The 17,743-nt window shown below is 40.6% G+C and carries 17 protein-coding genes, 4 tRNA genes, 1 pseudogene and 2 riboswitches; of the genes and pseudogenes, 9 read left to right on the top strand and 13 right to left on the bottom strand.

Translation table 11 applies throughout. From position 1 onward, the window contains the following. Nucleotides 1-24: 24 nt before the first annotated feature. From ASG93_RS11265 to ASG93_RS34090, 5 genes and pseudogenes are all read right to left on the bottom strand, one after another. On the bottom strand, nucleotides 25-324 hold the full coding sequence (locus ASG93_RS11265) for a hypothetical protein (RefSeq protein ID WP_063891853.1): 300 nt from the start codon (nucleotides 322-324) through the stop codon (nucleotides 25-27). A gap of 159 nt (nucleotides 325-483) precedes the next feature. Next, nucleotides 484-1,929 carry a flotillin family protein gene (locus ASG93_RS11270; RefSeq protein ID WP_056831900.1) on the bottom strand — a complete coding sequence of 482 codons (1,446 nt, stop codon included), beginning with the start codon at nucleotides 1,927-1,929 and terminating at the stop codon, nucleotides 484-486. A gap of 23 nt (nucleotides 1,930-1,952) precedes the next feature. Then, nucleotides 1,953-2,498, bottom strand: coding sequence for an NfeD family protein (locus ASG93_RS11275; RefSeq protein ID WP_056831902.1), 546 nt, complete (start codon nucleotides 2,496-2,498; stop codon nucleotides 1,953-1,955). 147 nt (nucleotides 2,499-2,645) lie between these two features. Beyond that, nucleotides 2,646-2,824: riboswitch (cyclic di-AMP (ydaO/yuaA leader) on the bottom strand. A 231-nt stretch (nucleotides 2,825-3,055) separates the two neighbouring features. Next, nucleotides 3,056-3,256 (bottom strand): annotated as a pseudogene (locus ASG93_RS36295) (hypothetical protein); the annotation flags it as partial. 435 nt (nucleotides 3,257-3,691) lie between these two features. Beyond that, on the bottom strand, nucleotides 3,692-3,919 hold the full coding sequence (locus ASG93_RS34090) for a phospholipase D-like domain-containing protein (protein WP_082614851.1): 228 nt from the start codon (nucleotides 3,917-3,919) through the stop codon (nucleotides 3,692-3,694). A gap of 526 nt (nucleotides 3,920-4,445) precedes the next feature. Between ASG93_RS34090 and ASG93_RS11280 the strand changes: the two genes are divergently transcribed. From ASG93_RS11280 to ASG93_RS11300, 5 genes are all read left to right on the top strand, one after another. Continuing rightward, entirely contained in the window at nucleotides 4,446-5,207 is a 762-nt protein-coding gene (locus ASG93_RS11280; RefSeq protein ID WP_235550818.1) for a metallophosphoesterase, read from the top strand. A 785-nt stretch (nucleotides 5,208-5,992) separates the two neighbouring features. After that, entirely contained in the window at nucleotides 5,993-7,039 is a 1,047-nt protein-coding gene (locus ASG93_RS11285) for a hypothetical protein (protein WP_056831904.1), read from the top strand. Between the two features lie 12 nt (nucleotides 7,040-7,051). Beyond that, nucleotides 7,052-7,624, top strand: a complete 573-nt coding sequence (gene sipW, locus ASG93_RS11290) for a signal peptidase I SipW (protein ID WP_056831906.1) — start codon at nucleotides 7,052-7,054, stop codon at nucleotides 7,622-7,624. Next, on the top strand, nucleotides 7,602-8,222 hold the full coding sequence (locus tag ASG93_RS11295; protein ID WP_162262846.1) for a TasA family protein: 621 nt from the start codon (nucleotides 7,602-7,604) through the stop codon (nucleotides 8,220-8,222). Before sipW ends, ASG93_RS11295 begins: the two co-directional genes overlap by 23 nt. A 23-nt stretch (nucleotides 8,223-8,245) precedes the next feature. Beyond that, a complete protein-coding gene (locus ASG93_RS11300; protein ID WP_056831910.1) occupies nucleotides 8,246-9,103 on the top strand; it encodes a TasA family protein in 858 nt (285 codons plus the stop codon). Between the two features lie 80 nt (nucleotides 9,104-9,183). On the opposite strand, the gene ASG93_RS11305 is transcribed toward ASG93_RS11300, so the two are convergent. The 4 genes from ASG93_RS11305 to ASG93_RS11315 form a co-directional block, all read right to left on the bottom strand. Beyond that, nucleotides 9,184-9,516, bottom strand: a complete 333-nt coding sequence (locus ASG93_RS11305; RefSeq protein ID WP_056831912.1) for a helix-turn-helix domain-containing protein — start codon at nucleotides 9,514-9,516, stop codon at nucleotides 9,184-9,186. A gap of 139 nt (nucleotides 9,517-9,655) precedes the next feature. After that, on the bottom strand, nucleotides 9,656-9,805 hold the full coding sequence (locus ASG93_RS34095) for an anti-repressor SinI family protein (RefSeq protein WP_082614853.1): 150 nt from the start codon (nucleotides 9,803-9,805) through the stop codon (nucleotides 9,656-9,658). 523 nt (nucleotides 9,806-10,328) lie between these two features. Next, nucleotides 10,329-10,412: riboswitch (cyclic di-GMP riboswitch) on the bottom strand. A 348-nt stretch (nucleotides 10,413-10,760) separates the two neighbouring features. Then, a tRNA-Leu gene (locus ASG93_RS11310) sits at nucleotides 10,761-10,842 on the bottom strand. Nucleotides 10,843-10,861: 19 nt separating this feature from the next. Beyond that, nucleotides 10,862-10,933: transfer RNA gene (locus tag ASG93_RS11315), tRNA-Glu, on the bottom strand. A gap of 151 nt (nucleotides 10,934-11,084) precedes the next feature. Here ASG93_RS11315 and corA point away from each other — a divergent pair. Beyond that, nucleotides 11,085-12,014: a magnesium/cobalt transporter CorA gene (gene corA, locus ASG93_RS11320; RefSeq protein WP_056831914.1), complete on the top strand. Its 930-nt coding sequence runs from the start codon at nucleotides 11,085-11,087 to the stop codon at nucleotides 12,012-12,014. A 577-nt stretch (nucleotides 12,015-12,591) separates the two neighbouring features. Here corA and ASG93_RS11325 read toward each other — a convergent pair. The 4 genes from ASG93_RS11325 to ASG93_RS11340 all read right to left on the bottom strand — a co-directional run bounded on the left by ASG93_RS11325 (nucleotide 12,592) and on the right by ASG93_RS11340 (nucleotide 15,154). Continuing rightward, entirely contained in the window at nucleotides 12,592-14,334 is a 1,743-nt protein-coding gene (locus ASG93_RS11325; protein ID WP_056831916.1) for a methyl-accepting chemotaxis protein, read from the bottom strand. A gap of 155 nt (nucleotides 14,335-14,489) precedes the next feature. Further along, nucleotides 14,490-14,578 (bottom strand) — tRNA-Ser (locus tag ASG93_RS11330). A gap of 7 nt (nucleotides 14,579-14,585) precedes the next feature. Then, nucleotides 14,586-14,661: transfer RNA gene (locus ASG93_RS11335), tRNA-Asn, on the bottom strand. A gap of 19 nt (nucleotides 14,662-14,680) precedes the next feature. Continuing rightward, nucleotides 14,681-15,154 carry a SprT family protein gene (locus ASG93_RS11340; protein WP_029198616.1) on the bottom strand — a complete coding sequence of 158 codons (474 nt, stop codon included), beginning with the start codon at nucleotides 15,152-15,154 and terminating at the stop codon, nucleotides 14,681-14,683. 114 nt (nucleotides 15,155-15,268) lie between these two features. On the opposite strand from ASG93_RS11340, the gene ASG93_RS11345 reads away from it, so the two are divergent. The 3 genes from ASG93_RS11345 (at nucleotide 15,269) to ASG93_RS11350 (ending at nucleotide 16,930) form a co-directional block, all read left to right on the top strand. Further along, entirely contained in the window at nucleotides 15,269-15,619 is a 351-nt protein-coding gene (locus ASG93_RS11345) for a hypothetical protein (protein WP_056831919.1), read from the top strand. 78 nt (nucleotides 15,620-15,697) lie between these two features. After that, nucleotides 15,698-15,862 (top strand): cortex morphogenetic protein CmpA, encoded by a 165-nt coding sequence (gene cmpA, locus ASG93_RS35005; RefSeq protein WP_090818813.1) that lies wholly within the window; start codon nucleotides 15,698-15,700, stop codon nucleotides 15,860-15,862. 363 nt (nucleotides 15,863-16,225) lie between these two features. After that, nucleotides 16,226-16,930, top strand: a complete 705-nt coding sequence (locus ASG93_RS11350) for a hypothetical protein (protein WP_056831921.1) — start codon at nucleotides 16,226-16,228, stop codon at nucleotides 16,928-16,930. Nucleotides 16,931-17,743: the final 813 nt, after the last annotated feature.

Genomic DNA, 17,743 nt, shown 5'->3' on the forward strand with positions numbered 1-17,743 from the left:
TCGCCAACGAATCCTGTGTGCTATTTATTCGACTCCGTCCGGGAAGTGCTTCTCGTGATATTTGTCGCCCTTGTGCTTGAGATCGTCAACGGTTTGCTCTAACGTTGAAATGATTTGCTCTTTCATCAGTTTCACTGTTTCGTAGAACGCAACTTCCTGAGCGCCTACTGGCTTGATGCCGGCAATGGCTTGAGCCGCAATAAGATTTCGGTGATGATCTTCAAATTCATCAAGAGATTTGATCACATGTTTGGCATAAAGTACGATATCTTTGTTCTTATCGGGAATTTCTTTTTCCATTGTTTCAATTCGTTGCTTAATCATAGGTCAATCACTTGCCTTTCGTTAAAGTTATCTTGTTTATTGAATAGAGAAATTCCGGATTTCATTGCAGATGTGACCTCAGGATCAACGATGCGGAGCATTTCCCACTTCCGTATAAACTTGAGAAGCATACCCCTATTTTCAATGTTTAGTTTTACCTCACTCAATCTTCTTAACTATATTCGATTCCGGGATCGATGGGTGAAGAACGTTTTTGATAATATCCATTAGCGGATAACCCGTTAATGTTTGTGTTAGCTCTGGAACTGAGGACATCATTTTTGTGATGTCTGAAGTGATTTTGTTTATACCAGTAGTTGTACTATCCTGCGAAATAACTGTGATTTTGTCCACATTAGACAATGGCTGTGCAATGCGTTCTGCAAGCTCAGGCAAGATCCTCAGCATTTCAACGACTAATGCTTGTTGCGTATATTCTTTATAAGCATCTGCTTTTTTCTCCAATGCTTCTGCTTCAGAGAGGCCGGCCATCTTAATGACCTCAGCTTCGGCTTTACCTTTGGCAAGCGCAGCCAATGCATTAGCGTCTCCACGTTTTATTGTGGATTCTGCTTCTGCTTCCGCTTGAAGAATCGCCTTTGATTTTTCACCTTCTGCACGAATCACTGCAGCATGTTTATCCGCTTCCGCAGGTTTAATTATACTTGCCTGTAATTCTTTTTCCTTCAATCCTATCTCAGCATCACGAACTTTGGCATTCGCTTCAGCCTCCAATTGACTAATACGAACTTTCTCCGTGATAATTTGCTGTTGTAGTTTGTTTTGCTGCAACTCATAAGCAAGGTCCGCTTGTGCCCGCTTTGCTTCTACTTCCAACTTGAATTCTGCTTGCTTCACTTCAAGCTCTTTCTGATGCTCAGATTCTTTGGTTTTTGAAGCAGATTCAGCTTCAATTCGCTCTTGATGTGCACTAGCCTGTGCAATGGCTGCTGCTTTATCTGCTTCAGCTTTGTTAATTGCAACATCCCGCTCATTTTGGGCACGCGATATAGCGGCTTCCTTCTTAACTCTTTCAATTTCAGGAACTCCTAAATTATCTATATAACCAAGCTTATCCATAACCCTCTTTATCGTGAAGCTTACAACTTCCAACCCCATTTTGTCTAAATCCTCCGAACACGTCTGACGCATTTTACTGTTAATTTCCTCAGGATTTTTCAAAATTGAAGAAACTTCTAATTGTCCGACTATACCACGAAGATGTCCTTCTATAGAGTGCAAGATGATATTTTCCCGCTCGGTATCGGGTCTTTCTAGAAACTGCTCACTTGCTGTGAGGATGGCCGTAGGATCACTTTTAATTTTGATCTGTGCAACGGCTTCAATATTGAGTGCAATACCTTGTTTAGAGAACATCGATTGTTGCGGAACTACATCAAAACTCATAAGCATCATTGAAATTGTCTTAGAGTTCTGTAATCCGGGCATTACAAACAAGCCTCCACCTTGTATTACTCGTTTCCCACCAAGACCATAAACGATTAACGCTTGATTGGGAGGGACTTTTTTATATGCACTAATCATACTAGATAAGAGCAATAAAACGACAACAACAATGGCACTGACAACATAAATAGCAACCATAGTACATGCACCTCATCATGGATTTAGATTTCATGTTTCTCAAACATAGAAACTACTGCAATCCCTTTTTCAACTTTCAGAATGACCACTTTTGTACCTTTAGGGATCATGTATCCATCCTGCTCCTTCACACCAATAGAGCGTGTTGTTCCATGTAAAATAAATTTCATTTCTCCAATACTCTCTAATTGAACTGGAATACTTATCGTACCTAGTGTGCCAACAAGTTGGTAATCCATATCCTTCATCACACTCTCATCGCGCAGCAATACTTTAGATAAGAAAATGAACAATAATGCGGAAATAATAAAACCAGCGATTACGGCGATTAAGATGATTAGTATTCCGCTGATGAAGCTGTTATTGAGTAGGATATACCCTATTCCTCCGAATCCTGTAAGGAATGCAAGGATGGTTGAAAGATTGAACGGCGAGTGACCTCCATGAAAATCAGTTGAGTGGTTACCCAAATGAAAATGATAATGATGGTTACCGAGTCCCCCAACGAAGCATGTAATTAAAGTGAGAATCAGTCCCACCCAAAAACTAATGATATACAGGATGAGCAAATACATCCCCCTCTCTTCTAAATACAAATGGTTTGGTGACAACTTTTAAACACATTATCTTTTGCTGTAATCCCAATTATTGGCAATACAAAAAAACCACAGAAGCACATGGCTCTCCGTGGTCAATAATAATTGATCATGGCAGTCATCCTCTCTCAGTCAACGCTTACGAGGTTAGCTGACGGATTCGGGCAGCGAGATTGCCCTACCCACATTACAAATAAAAGTATTTGCATTGTAGGATTCACCCCCTTGCGATAAACTATTTTCAATAGTTACCGCGAATGGTTCCCCCGTTCCTTTTCAGGATTAAGCGATTTAGGAACAGTATTTAGTTGATGAATTGAATAATACTCTCATATGTAAATAATGTAAAATTTGTTTTTATATGAATTGGTGGCAATATGAATAGAATAAATATTGTGAAGGCGCATACATCCACATCTTTCTTTTATTATCTAATGTTATCTCTGGAATTCTCTATATTTCATGAAAAATAACACGTAATTCTTTGGAGGTGTGTTTAGTTTAATTTTCGTAATCAATTACCATTTTATTTAAGAACAACCCCTGCTTGAAAGGATTATCCAAAGATCGACCAATTGTTTGAAATTATCATGAGTGGAAGACTTGATGCGGTTTCTGAGTAGAAATATAGTCAACTTTTGAGAATAAGCATTAGACTCATCTACATATAAATCAAAATTACATCCTATTGCAACTAAACCATTATCTTTGGCTGCATTTATATCCGATAGTGGCCGATCCATCCTCAGAGTATCCAAGTATTTCCTACGCCTAAATACTTCAACGGATTTCATCTCTTTCTTCGCAGAATTCTACCGTTTCTATATTAACATATATTGGAAGTATCCTGCCCGTTACTTGAATGGAACAAAAATAGGAGCTGCCGCGAGGCAAGCTCCTTCACTATCGTTCTGCGTTTAGCTTAATCAAGAACACTTAAAATTTGTTTTTTGTGATGATCATCATGTTCAGTAAATTCATGAATTATGTAAAGCAGAGAGTAGGAGGGCGTACCAGGTTAACGCGATTATGAATCAATCATCTCATCGTTGCTTGGATTTTACGACCTGAGAGCGAGCTGCTGTCATGAATCGGTCAAATGATTTAAGTATATTTGTTTACATCTGCAAATTTCACTAACGAACTCTATATTTCACTAACCATCTTTATTTTCCTTGATCAAATCTAACCTTTTTATCAGCAACAGTCACCTTCAAATGCATGAGCCCACTATGTTTATTTATTTTGATTGGTATCCCAACACTACCCAACAATTTTAATGCCTCATCTTGAGTTTTAGTCTTCGCTTCTGTTTTATCTGAGATCAACCGAACAACAACTCCACGTTTCTTGGCAGATTTGATTGCTTTTACAATATCGGGATACGTTATTATTAGTCATAGTATGGCATGGTAATAGCCTTTTCCGCAAATGCGACAAATACCAGTAAAATAAAACAAAAATCCCTCACAAGCCAATTACGGCAAGATGGGGGAAGGAAAATTTTCCTGAGCTATTTTTTGGAGCCCATTTCAACTGTGATCTGCACAAGAAAAATACGATTAGGAAATTTCATAAAGTGACTTCGCTAATTTACATCAAATGGATGAACCAGTTTAAACTAAAAATTATTGTCCAAAACAATAAACTTAAAATAATACTGTTAAATAATCCTAATGCAGTGTTGGGACAATCACTCATAACATCCATCATCACCCTTCACATGTTCATGCCCATATCATTCGTTGTAAGCACTTTCATTTGGTCCGTACTTTTATTGTATCTTTTTTGCTTTGTCTGATACGTTCCTATAAGTTAGAAATAGAAAAAGGACCCCTTTCGACAATTTAACAGGGAAAGGGATAATCCAAAATATAAAGAATATATATTAAATGAATTTTCTAAGAGGAGAATGGTCGAGTGGTTTATTTGTCCCTAATGCTTCTAATACTCTTATTTTATATAAGTTTTATCTTACCTACACAATGGTTGAAAATTGAGCGGATTAAATATCCTTTGGATTTAAAATTGAAAATCCTGCAGATTAGTGATTTGCATGTGGAACGATTAAGAATAAGCCCATCAAAAATTACAACACTTATTAATCGTGAGAAACCAAATTATATTTTTGTTACAGGTGATTTTACCAGACGTCGTAGTAGCCTTCCTAAACTAGAAAAATACTTAAGAGCTTTGGCTATCTGTAACATTCCAATTTACTGTGTTCTTGGAAACCATGATTATAAGCAAAAAAAAGTTCGGGATTTAATCAAACTACTAAAAAAATATGGTTTACATTTATTGAGGAATAAATCGGTTCATTTAGATCAATTCGAATTGATCGGAATTGATGATTTTAATTCAGGCAAAAGCAACATAGAAACATCGTTTCAAACTGTTGATCACAGTAGAACTAAAGTCGTTATTACCCACGATCCTAATATCGTTCTAAATTTAAACAAGCACTATGATTATTTAATGGCTGGACATCTGCATGGTAAACAATTTAATATTCCATTTTTGTTTAGATTCAAAGACGCTGGTAAATTGCCAAGGATGGGGATATATAAGGGGCTCCATAAAAATCAATTCGGGACTTACTACATTTCTAAGGGGCTTGGCCAGACAGGTATTAATCTAAGATTTCTAGTCAGAAGTGAGGTAACGATTCACTACATATAACACAAAGAAGATCCTCGCATACGGCTCCTCCATGATTATCCTCTCTGGGGATGTTGATCATTGTACATGTCTACCCGTTTGTTCGGCCCCGGTTCTTCGCGCTTCTTGGCTCCCCGGCTTCTGTCTGAACAACATGTATCTCTTCCACGTTCAGTAGCTTTTCTTCCACGGTTCCAGGCTTCGCACGATTCTCTCGCCTTTGGGTCAGAGTTCGCCCCGACAACTCGCGTGTCGGATCACTTGTTATACTTTTCCCCGAATCCAGTCCTCTTAACTCCCGAGACCTAGGGTGGTCCTTAGTCAATGCACTGCCAAGCGCACAAAAGAGAAGGTCTCATTGGAGACCTTCTCTTTACATCTAGTTCTAACCGATGGATACGACTCTCCCCGGTTCATTTGCCATTCCCGATACCATAAGAGCTTGCTGCAAAAGCAAAGCCAACAATCTGCGCATCGAGCCAATTCCGATCTTACTCATAACCAATATTCAAAGCAATTAGATGCAGGACTTCTGGTATGGATGTTGGATGATTTCTCCTAACATAGTCAGTTCCCCTTTTAACCATTAATGTTCATTATAATTCATGGTTTAGTTTCCTAAAAAGAACGAAATATAGTGATATCAGGAGAAATTGTAAGATAAAACCCACATTTCGTTCTCTGTAGAGAACATTTGGCTTTAAATGAGGTTTTATTTAGGGAGAATATTCCTATATACTCAACCTTGTGATTGATTCTTAATAACGAACGACAATGATAAACGGTGGTAGAAAGGAGCTTTCAGAATGCGAACTAGCCGTTTAAAACAATTAAGAAAAAAACGTCGTAAAGGTTTTATTCGGTTAATTCGGTTCATTTCCATTTTCCCTTTTAGTGCCGCATTTTCTCTATCATTAATAACCACACCCTCATATGCCGTAATGAGGAGTCAGGCTCAAGTAAATACAGGCCATTTTTCTTCAGCCTTTGTGTTTCCTCAAACGGTACAGGACATGGCTAACAAGGTCAAAGGTAATACCGATCATGCATCAGAGCAGGTTCAGAGTCTACAGGCTCTTTTAATATCCCTGCCGAAAGAAAAAAACCAACAAAGTCCTCTACTTTTTATGCAAATTCAACAATTATCAGTTAGCGCCAAAAATTCGTTGGATGAAGCAGCAGCTTTATATTCTGAACTTGAACAATACGCAATAAGGGCTCAAACAGAGTTGGATAGTATGCAATCCCTTTATAACCAACTAAAGAAAAAGCCTTTGGTAGACCAAACTCAACTAATTGATGCTCAAACCAATCTTCAGTCCGTACAGAGGGTAAATACTTACGTGCAAATTGCCTATATGCAAGCAAAGCCAGCAATCGATATGGTGTATCAGTTGTATGAAACACTTCTTAGTTCAAATGGGAACAAGTTACAACCGACGGTTTCTCGGTCTGTATACGGATCAAGCGTTACGGGAGATATATATGATCAGGATACGACAATAACAAAAAATGTATACGAAGTGAATGTTACTGATGCCGTCTATGCAAAACAAACAATTTCCCAGTCTGTTTACGATACAAGCGTTGCTTCATCGGTTTATGGAACTCAAACGGTTACTTACTCTACCTACGGTAAAGAAGGGGCTTATTTCCTTCATATAACTACTCCAAATGAGTCTACAAGTATGATCTCTCCTGCATCAAAATCTGATCCTGTTCCGTCGATTCCAGCAGAAGCCTCTAATGTCACAACAAGTAGTAATACACCCTATGGGGGTAGAAAGAAAGAATTTCAAAATGGTATAACGATCAAAATTGGAAGACAGGATCCACCAAACAAATATCTGTAAGGAGTGTATTTCATGAAGTTCAAGAAAATTATTAACTGGACTCTCAACACCATCCTGGCGTTAGCTATGGCAATCACCCTATTTTCAGTCATCACATCAAAGTTAAATGGCGGTAAGCCAAAGATTGCCGGATATGAGATTATGACGGTTCTTTCTGGATCCATGGAGCCTGGTATCCACACCGGATCAGTGATTGCAATCAAACCAGATATAGACAAAAACAGCTTAACTCAAGGCGATGTTATTACATACCGATCCTTAGAAAATCCAGACATGCTCATCACCCACCGGATAAAAGAAGTTCAAAAATCCAGTAATAATGTGCAATACATCACTAAAGGTGATGCCAATGATGTAGAAGATGCCAATCCCATCCCGGCGGGCTATATTGTAGGCCAATATGTTGGGTTTACCATTCCGTACTTTGGATATATCTCCGATTTTGTGAAATCAAAAGTAGGCATCATCGCATTGCTGATTGTACCTGGAGCCCTCCTTGTTCTCTGGCAAGTATTCGGAATGTGGAAAATGATATCCAGAATGGATGAGAAACCTGATGCACATGAAGAAGCTGTTAAATCTTAACTTGTTTGAAATCGTTCTCTATATAAAAGAGATGATTCAAAATAAAAACCAATATCAAGGAGGAAGTAGAACTATGGTGACAGGATTAAAGAAGAAACTCATAATGGCAATGGCAACAACCGCTTTGGGTGCAACTTTAATAGCAGGCGGAACATCGGCCTTGTTTACAGCTTCAGCAAGCAACACCAACAATAGCTTTACAGCAGGTACTGTAAAAATCACTCTCGATAAAGCGGATACTGTGGCGAAATACTTTAATATCTCGAATATCGCTCCTGGCGATTCTGGCAGCAGCCCCGTAGTTGTTACTAACACCGGATCTCTGAATCTTCGCTATGATATCGCATCCACTTTAACCGGTGGTTTGGCAGCAGCTTACCCTGGCGACAACCATCCTTTGACTGTAAAAATTTACTCTGACGCAGCTATGACACAAGAAATTGTTCCTGGAGACAACAACCGCGTACTGGCTCCAAATGGAGGAACCGAAACCTTGTATGTTAAATGGCAGTTACCGCTGGATGCGGGTAACGCATATCAAAGTAAGAATGCTACATACTCTATCCAAGTCAATGCTGAGCAAACCAAAAACAACTAATAGGACCTTGGGAGGATTAACAAATGAAAACGATAAAAAGCAAAGTAACATCCATGCTCCTTATTACTGCGCTGGGTACAGCCCTAGTGGCAGGAGGTACGTCCGCTTTATTCACGGCTAATGCTTCGAACACAAACAATACTTTTGCTTCCGGATCTGTAAGCATTACTGCTGGGAATGCACCGGTTTTCTCTACAACGGATGTTGTTTTTAATAATATGGCCCCTGGCGATGCTGGTACCAAAACAATTAGTGTGACAAATACAGGTTCTCTGGATGCATGGGTTCGCGTTAAAAAAATCACAACATCCGGTGCTTTGTTTAGCGGTGCAACTCCTCTTACACTAAACAACTTTGAAGTTTTCCAAATTCCTGCCGGGCAAAGCAAAGCTTTTACGATCAATTATGCTTTCAAGAAGGCAGCAGATAATACTTACCAAGGTACCAACGGCATAGCCAATATTGAGTTTGAAGCTGTACAAGTAAAAAACAATCCTAATCCATGGACACTTGCAAAAACAATTCCAGCTAACGCAAATGTTCTTGTAGGAACCATTAACGTTACTTCAAGCAGCCAAAACCTTGAATTGGATGTAAGCAGCTTGTTTTCACCAGAACTTGGCTTGAATTGGCCTGATTTGAACATCACTAGCCCTTCAGGAGAAACTTTCGGATTTAATAGTCAGTATGTAAGTGGAATCGGCCTACAAGTAAACACAAGCAACAATTCCTCTACCAAAGTGACGTATACTGGATACGGATCTAATCCGGAAAAAATGAGTTTTGAAAATCCAATTGTCGGTACTTGGAAGGTCGAGGTCCATAACAGTGCTTCCGGAACTTCAACTGCCATTGTCAGCTCCAATCAGCAAATCCAATAAATATATAAACAACCCAAACACCGCGGTATCCGCGGTGTTTGGTATATAATCAATTAACTCATGGAGCGTTTAAATTATGATCAATCCTTATTCTCTATTTTCCATTTATTAAACTCTAAAAACTCTTGAAATTGTTCTTTACTTACACCAGATGCCATCGCTTCTCTTATTAAGCTGAACCACTGCTTGTCTATTTCTTCTTCCTCCTGAGCAGGAGCCTTGTCATGTAATATGTCATCGATAGTGACCTCTAGAGCATCCGCTACTTTTTCAAGCAACTGAATGGAAGGGTTAGCCTTAGTGCCCTTTTCCAATTTGCTTATATAGGACTTGGCTACTCCAGAACGTTCGGCAAGTTCGGATATAGATATTTTTTTTTCTAAACGCAATTTATTTATACGTTGTCCGATCATAGCATCTATCCCTCTTATTAAAATTATAACCATATTATAACAGATTTCTTTAGTAGGAACATAAAACCAAAAAATACCGGATTCAAATTTGAAGTCAGGTATTTTTTCGTTTTTTTCATTTAGTCAATCTTTCTGCTAATCATTCTTTTTCTTTTAAGCATTGTTGTTTATTTACTTCATTTAAAAATAAACGAACTTCTTCAATTGTAATTCCCATGCTTCGTGCATTCATTATCAACTCTATCCATTCATTGTCAAGCTCTACAATTTCCTGCATCTTTTGTGTCATTATCGAATAAAGACCTCCCAAGCCATATAGGCAATCCAGCCGTCATAGTAAACAAATTTTGATTAAATCGAATCTGGGTAACGAACTTTTGCAAACGCTTGCAAAGACCTCGAGATTTGGATGACTTTTATGTATGGGATTATTTTACTAAGAAATGAAGAAATTGTATGTCAATTCATGTTAGAGGAATATAAAAAAAAATTTATATTTAGTAATGATCACCCTCTATTGACAACCACTACATATATTCCTCGCTACCTGATAAGTCAGGTCACGTACCGAAGCACTAACAACATACATACTGAAAGCGATTAGATTTTAGTGAGCCGTGTTGGGAACACTAATATAAAAAAACCCACCAGCTATTCACAGCTAAAGTGGGGTTTACTTTTTAAATTTATATGAGGCAAAAGATTTTCACTTGCTTTCCACTTTTCGTAGCTTTCAAGATCGAGTCCCACCTGTGTAAGAATCTCGTATACGTCTAGTTCTCTCCTATTCAACATATAGAATCCATCCTTCCGATTAGGATGTTCGGTTGCACTACTCGCTCCTTTGAATCCAAGTGCCCAGTTAAAGATTCAATATCATCGCTCACATTCTTTTTCTTTTTTGTATTTTATATATTACATTTTATCGGATTAATAGATAAAAAGTCGATAGCTTAAATTGTCGATTTGGCTCGATAACACCAAAGAAATGATAAACATTATCCCATTTTTATCATCATAAGTGGAAAGTTGAGAAGTTGAAAGCTGGCGAGCTTTGGAAAGGGCAAGAAAATCAAGTAGGGCGGCTGCGGATAAACTAGAAAAAACTAAATCCTCGTTTAAATAATTCGTCAACAGTTCGTCAACAAAGGTGATTTATGAAGCTGTACTACCGCATTCATTCCATCTGTTATAAAACAGAAAAACCCTTAACTAGTAAGGGTTTCCTGCGTGTAAAACTGGGATGCGGTCGGGGGGATTTGAACCCCCACGCCTTGTGAGCGCCACCCCCTCAAGATGGTGTGTCTGCCGTTCCACCACGACCGCGAGGTATGAAAGTAAAGAATGACCCGTAGGGGACTCGAACCCCTGTTACCTCCGTGAAAGGGAGGTGTCTTAACCACTTGACCAACGGGCCACGAATGTCTGTAAGCTTTTGCAGCCCATTTTGACGACATTTGTAATTATAATAGATTCTGTCTTCGTTGACAAGCACAAAATCTGGAATGCTCACGGGCAAATATGGTATGCTGAGACCAATTCAAACATACTCGAGGTGCTTGTCATTCATGCTAATTTATGAATCTACCCATGGAACGGTCCATGAGGAAACGGTACGCGTTCCCGGCCCAAACGAAGTAGCTTGGGTGAGAATGGAGAACCCCTCTCCCGATGAGGTCAAACATGTCTTAGGCGACTTATACAAGTGCCACCCTCTACTCATTGAGGATGCGATTAAGCTGAACCAACGACCGAAGATGGATACATATAAGAATCACATTTTCTTAACCTTTTTCGCGATATCCGAGCAGCTTGAACCGAAGGAAATAGGGATTGTGATCGGATCAAATTTTGTGATAACCGTATACAAGGACAACCTCCCCTTCATAGATCAGCTTTACCATACCTGCCAAAAAGTTGAAGATCGATTACGCCATCCAGGAGCCATTCTTCATGCGATACTCGATCGTTGTGTCGATGATTATTCCATCGTTGCGGATCATTTTGATGATCGCCTGAATAGCATGGAACAGGCCGTGTATCGCAACCCTAGGATTCGCATTGCACAGGATATTTTCCAACTTAAACGGAGTATGCATCAGCTGCGCCGCGTCATTGTCGAGGAAAGAATTATTCTTTCCGCCATCGCGCATCACTCCTTCCCCTACACACTTGAAGAAGATGATGTCTATTTCCTGGATATCATGGATCACATCTCACGGGTTGTGGATTCATTGGACATTTTTCGGGAATCGCTAACTGGTCTTCTCGAGCTCCAAATGAGTATGAAGTCTGACCGGATGAATGAAATTATGAAGACATTAACGATCTTTAGCACGATCTTTCTTCCTCTAACTTTTGTCGTCGGGCTGTACGGCATGAATTTCAAAAATATTCCCGAGCTGCAATGGGATTATGGATATCTGTATGTCTGGATCCTTATGATCCTCTTAAGCTGTGTGATGTGGTATTACTTTAAACGTAAACATTGGTTTTAACGAAGGATAAACGACTCCGTCGTCCTTCAGGGACGAGCGCGTTTGTCAAGATAAATGCGAAGCAAAAGTATAAAACTTATACTTACTGAAAAAGCCTGCAAAAGTGCAGGCTTTTCAATCGAGTCCGACGATTAGGGAGGAATTCCTGCAAATATACAGTATTATTGCAGCGTTTCTGCTTGTACCTGAGAAGTAGCTGCGAAAAAGTGTATTTTTGCAGGCATTTTATTTACCAAGCTAAATAAGAGGTAAAAAGGATGTATAAATGCAGCCATTCTACAAAAGCTGATTTACGCTTCGTTGAAGTTCGTATCGCACGACGTTTTTGCCTGCTGCCCCTGTGACAGCGGAAAACCACACCTGACAAGGATAAACGACTCCGTCTTCCTTCAAGTACGAGCGCGTTTGTCAAGACTGATGACGCGAAGTGTAATAAAACTTATACTTTCTGCCCTGAAAATTAAAAATTTTCATTCATCAGTGGTAGCCGCAACGCGGCATGGAAGTCTTATCTACGAAAAAAAGGCACGCCACCGTGAACCACCATTCACAGGGAGTGCCTTTTTACATTTAGCAGTTACTTCATTTTAAAGTAAGCAACAGATTCATTTAATGTATTTACTACAGATCTAAGCTGTTCGGAGGCAGCAGCAATATTCTGCATCATCGCTAACTGCTCCTCCGTTGCAGCAGCAACTCCTTGAGATTTGTTCAAAATATGCGTTGAACTCGTTGCCGATTGGTCCATTGTCGCGGAAATCTCCTCGGAGCTTGCCGACATTTGCTGGGTGATCGCTGAAGTCTCATGAATTTGCGTCACAATGTGTGTCACCGATTGCATGATGGTATGGAAGCTCTGATTCACTTCCTGCATCATGCTCGATCCCGCACTAGCTTCCTGCTTGGTTGCATTCATGGAATCGGAAACACTGGCGATCTCGACTCTTGTCTCATGAATTAACTGATTAATCCCCTCTGCTGACTCGATCGATTGCGAGGCAAGCTTACGAATTTCATTCGCAACAACATTAAACCCTTTGCCGTGCTCGCCCGCTCTAGCTGCCTCGATGGAAGCATTCAGTGACAACAGATTCGTTTGATTCGCAAACGTTGTAATGCTCGATGCAATAAGACCAATCTCATCGGATTTACGTGTTAAGGATTGCACAGTTTGTGAGAGCTGCTCGACCGATTTCAACATGTTCAGAATTTGCTGCTGCAGCTTCCCAAGCAAGTCATTGCCAAGTTCGGCATGACGAGAAGTTAGGGAGGAGTGCTCAGCCATTACGCCTGAATTTTCAGCCACTCTCTGAATCCCAATCGTCATTTCCTCAATCGCTCGGCTCGTTTCTGCACTGCTTCTTGCCTGTATCTCGACGTCCTGCGTCATTTCTTGGATACTGGTAGCGACATGCTCAGAGGCCGTAGCCGATTCCTTGGAACTATCCGAAAGCTCGATAGAAGCGTCGTGCACGAACTGCGTATTGTGAGCGATCGTACCGATCAAACCTTTGATTTTCGAAACCATCCTATCTACCGATTCCGTGATTTGGCCTAGTTCGCACTTGGTATACTTGATCTGAGGCTCATGACGAAGATCTCCTGCCGCTACTTGGCTGGTAACCTTCACAATGTTTTTGATCGTTTTCATGATTTGACTAATTACCATCCATCCTGCTGTCATGAGCAAAATGATAATAATTGCAATTGATAGGTAGATCAATTTTGCCGTTTTATCATTTTGAGCCTTGATCTCTTCAATACTTGATTTCGCATAGGCATCCAAAATTTCACCGATTTGATTCATGCCCTCGCGGCCTTTTTCAAAAGTTGCTATTAATTTAGCGTCATTAATAATCCCTTTTCCTGTACTTGAGGACTGAACAACCGCATTCGCTTCTTTCACCCATTGGTCAAAAGACGTATGAAAACCAGCTATGTTCTGCTCAATGGTTAGCTTCGTCTCTGTATGCGCTGTTTGTAACAACTGTTTAGCATTCATAATATCTGCCGCTTGTCCAACCCTTGTATTCGCTTGATCGATATTGTCTTTGAGAGCTTTAAGCTGCTTCGTCTTCTCTTCCGCTGTCAACGTCCCCGAAACCAACAGCTGGTAAGCTGTCAATGCCTGATACATATCACGATCGGCATTCAAGATAAGCGAAGTGCTTTTATTCGTGGTTTCATAAAGGGATGATGCCAATACTTCCGTATTGGACTTACTTTGCTGCAGTAAAAACACACTTGTGCCTAGATACAGCATGGACGGAACTAATAGTAATAAAAGGAGTCGCACACGTATTGATAACAATTTTGCCACAAAATCTGCCCCCGTCATTGATCTATTTTTGATCAACTATAACGGAAATTCGTTTGATAGATGTTAGGAAACTGTTAAAAATGAGTGTAATTAACTAACAAAAAAAGCCCAACGGCATGAATGCCATTGAGCTTAATTTCAGCTAAATTCGGATACGGAGAGAGAGGGATTCGAACCCTCGCACCGCTTACGCAGTCTAACCCCTTAGCAGAGGGTCCCCTTATAGCCACTTGGGTATCTCTCCAAAGATATGGCTCCCCGAACAGGACTCGAACCTGTGACAACTCGATTAACAGTCGAGTGCTCTACCAACTGAGCTATCAGGGAATGAACAAGTATTATTCTATTATGAAGGCGCTGGTAAGTCAAGTGTATACGATTTCAATTTCCCCTTACATTTTCCACATGCATATTTCCGTACATCCATTTTACGCTTGCGGTAGTATTCGGTTTTGCAATTGACGCATTCCAACCTATATTTATAGGACTGCTTCTGGGAAGCCCGCGGCAGCGAACGACAGAACCGGGTACCTCCAACTTGCGCCAGCAAGGTCTTAAAATCATTGTCACGGTGCTGATAGCCACGCTTTAATATATGCAAATGATAATGACAAAGTTCATGCTTAATGATTTTCTCAATCTCATCTCGTCCAAATGTTTCCCACTGCATCCAACTGATTTCGATATCATGGGATTTGGTAAAATAGCGCCCGCCCGTCGACCTTAACCTCCGGTTAAACCGCGCCTGATGTACAAAAGGCCTCCCAAACGAATCCATAGAGATCTGCTCGATCCATTGCTGCAGCTCCCGATCCTCCATCCCCATTCGCTCCTTTGACAAGTTCTCACTTGAATTTGTACCGTATGTACGGCTATACTGTCAAGTAGAAAAGAAGATCGAGAGCTTTATAAAGAAAGGATTTGAACAACCCTTATGCCGCAAATGCGATATGTCATTCTAAAGTCCGAACAGCAGGTAGAATTCGTTGAAATGCCATCCTCCTACTCTTATCAATTGACTGCTCTGAATCAAAGATTGCACAAAGAATTAGAGAAATTGACCGCTGACCATGTCCCTCAGCTTCCACGGGTTATTGCAGAATGCGACGACTTGGAATTGGTTGGCACCGCGCATACCCTCATTCAAGGTTTAGATTATATCAATCGTTTGGAAAAAACCTTCGCTGGCATCCAGGAGAAGTCGTATCCGCTTATTTCCTTATTGACTGAAATTCGCGCGCTTCAAGCCCAGCTGGAACAGTGGTATGAAGAGGAATTTGAGTAACGCAAATCAAAAGGACCTGCACCCATCGAAGTAATCCTTCATATGCTATTATTACATGGCGAAGAAGGGGATGGGCATATGCCGCAATGGCTCTGTAATCAATTAATGCGGGCCTTCCAGAACAAAAACCGCAGACAAATCCGATTGCTGAATGATAGCTGGTACTTTTACCGCACCCGCCGCTCACAAGAGGAGTGGCCTGACACCCAATCGACGGACGGACCGGGCAAGCGTAAATTCTGATAAAAGAGCTAGTACTTGCGAAGCGGGTGCTGGCTTTTTTGCAATGTTGATTTACATAATGAAACCAGGGCAAAGTGTTACTTGCTGAGAAAAGTGAATTCAAATCAAAATAACACTACTTGCTGAGAAAAGTGAATTCAAATCAAAGTAACACTACTTGCCGAGAAAAGTGAATTCAAATCAAAGTAACACTACTTGCCGAGAAAAGTAAACGTTTGTTAAAAAAAGGTTGCATATTTGAAATGCGCCCTCTATACTGTAAATAAATGTAATAGATTATCGGAGTGAAGCACACTCGATCTTGCAGAATTTCTGCGGTTCGGGTGTGCTTTTTTTCGTACCAAAAAAGGGGGGGCGATTATTATGGCACGTAAAACCAAAGGTTGGCTAAGAAAAATGCGTGAACTTGGATTGGGACGTCAAGGGTTTGGCGGTTGGATTAGTGGTTCTGAATTGATGGTTCAGCGGGGGAATTTAAGCGTGGTTCAGGAGCGGCAGGGCAGGAACATTGCTGTTCTTGAGCAATTGGGATTAGTGCAGGGCAGGAATGCTGTTCATGAGCAAGTTGGTTTAGTACAAGCTAAGAACAATAATGTTCAAGAGCAACTGGGATTTGCGCAAGGCGAGATGAGKGTRGTTCAGAAGCAAACAGGATTTGTGCAAGACAAGAAAAGTATAGTTCAAGAGCAACTGGGATTTGCGCAAGGCGAGATGAGTGTGGTTCAGAAGCAAACAGGATTTGTGCAAGACAAGAAAARTATAGTTCAGAAAAATAATGTTTATGTGATGCTTCCGAGGAAGCCAGCTGCTAAAATACCCCCTCTCTCACCTATCGTCTTGTTAGAAGCTGACAAGTGGGTGTTACGGAAGCAACTAATCATCCAAATAGCCAAGCGTCGCAGCGGCAAAGTACGACTTCTGGAAGTTGCTGCCGAATGCAATGTAAATATTCGTATCGCAGCTGAATGGCTGAAACGCCTATCCCTGGAAGGGATGATCTCTCTCGTCGCTGGTCAGCGGAATATGATGGTTTACTCCTTGAAGGATGTGGGGCGAGTTCATAAATAAACACTTTAACCTCACATGCTGGGAATATTGATGATTGATGATACTAGTTGGAGAGGATGATGTCGGGTAGGTGATGGAGATGACGCTCAGAGGTGGGCGTTGTGAGTAACTTAAGGAAGGATGATGTGGAGTTTGGTTGATGCCGGTAACGCATCTTGGTTGGGCGTATGAGTAATTTAAGGAAGGATGATGTGGATAACCCCTCTTGTCTAGGTTTAGGAGTAACTTAAGGAAGGATGATGTGGATAACCCCTCTTGTCTAGGTTTACGAGTAACTCAACGGAAGGATGATGTGGATCCCCCCCTCTTGTCTAGGCTTACGAGTAACTTAACGGAAGGATGATGTGGATAACCCCTCTTGTCCAGGTTTACGAGTAACTCAACGGAAGGATGATGTCGATAACCCCTCTTGTCTAGGTTTAGGAGTAACTTACGGGAGGATGATGTCGAGTTTGGCTGCTGTTGGTAACGCGTCTTGGGTTGGGCGTACGAGTCACGCTAACATTCTAACCCAGCTCGCTCCCGAATAAGAGTCTCTAAAGGCTGTTATTTGAGCAATTTCGGCCAAAAATATTGAAATAGAAGTCTCTAAAGGCTCTTATTTGTAAATTTCATTATTAAAATTCGAATTTATATCAGAATAAGAGTCCCTGGGAGCTTCTATTTATCGAATAGGCAATAAATCAGGAGAAATAAAAGCCTCTGGAGGCTCCCTCTGGGGCCAACGTTTTTCTCTCATATACTCGCTCATTCGTAAGATTTCAACCTCTTGATCAAAAGATGACATATTCAGTTAGACAGGCGGAAGTCCCT

This window comes from Paenibacillus sp. Soil787, from assembly GCF_001429545.1.
GTDB lineage: Bacteria > Bacillota > Bacilli > Paenibacillales > NBRC-103111 > Paenibacillus_E.

What these genes read in the sequence shown, in the direction of transcription:
- ASG93_RS11265 (WP_063891853.1), bottom strand. Translation starts at nt 324, where the DNA reads ATGATTAAGCAACGAATTGAAACAATGGAAAAAGAAATTCCCGATAAG.
- ASG93_RS11270 (WP_056831900.1), bottom strand. Translation starts at nt 1,929, where the DNA reads ATGGTTGCTATTTATGTTGTCAGTGCCATTGTTGTTGTCGTTTTATTG.
- ASG93_RS11285 (WP_056831904.1), top strand. Translation starts at nt 5,993, where the DNA reads ATGCGAACTAGCCGTTTAAAACAATTAAGAAAAAAACGTCGTAAAGGT.
- sipW (WP_056831906.1), top strand. Translation starts at nt 7,052, where the DNA reads ATGAAGTTCAAGAAAATTATTAACTGGACTCTCAACACCATCCTGGCG.
- ASG93_RS11295 (WP_162262846.1), top strand. Translation starts at nt 7,602, where the DNA reads ATGAAGAAGCTGTTAAATCTTAACTTGTTTGAAATCGTTCTCTATATA.
- ASG93_RS11300 (WP_056831910.1), top strand. Translation starts at nt 8,246, where the DNA reads ATGAAAACGATAAAAAGCAAAGTAACATCCATGCTCCTTATTACTGCG.
- ASG93_RS11305 (WP_056831912.1), bottom strand. Translation starts at nt 9,516, where the DNA reads ATGATCGGACAACGTATAAATAAATTGCGTTTAGAAAAAAAAATATCT.
- ASG93_RS34095 (WP_082614853.1), bottom strand. Translation starts at nt 9,805, where the DNA reads ATGACACAAAAGATGCAGGAAATTGTAGAGCTTGACAATGAATGGATA.
- corA (WP_056831914.1), top strand. Translation starts at nt 11,085, where the DNA reads ATGCTAATTTATGAATCTACCCATGGAACGGTCCATGAGGAAACGGTA.
- ASG93_RS11340 (WP_029198616.1), bottom strand. Translation starts at nt 15,154, where the DNA reads ATGGAGGATCGGGAGCTGCAGCAATGGATCGAGCAGATCTCTATGGAT.
- ASG93_RS11345 (WP_056831919.1), top strand. Translation starts at nt 15,269, where the DNA reads ATGCCGCAAATGCGATATGTCATTCTAAAGTCCGAACAGCAGGTAGAA.
- cmpA (WP_090818813.1), top strand. Translation starts at nt 15,698, where the DNA reads ATGCCGCAATGGCTCTGTAATCAATTAATGCGGGCCTTCCAGAACAAA.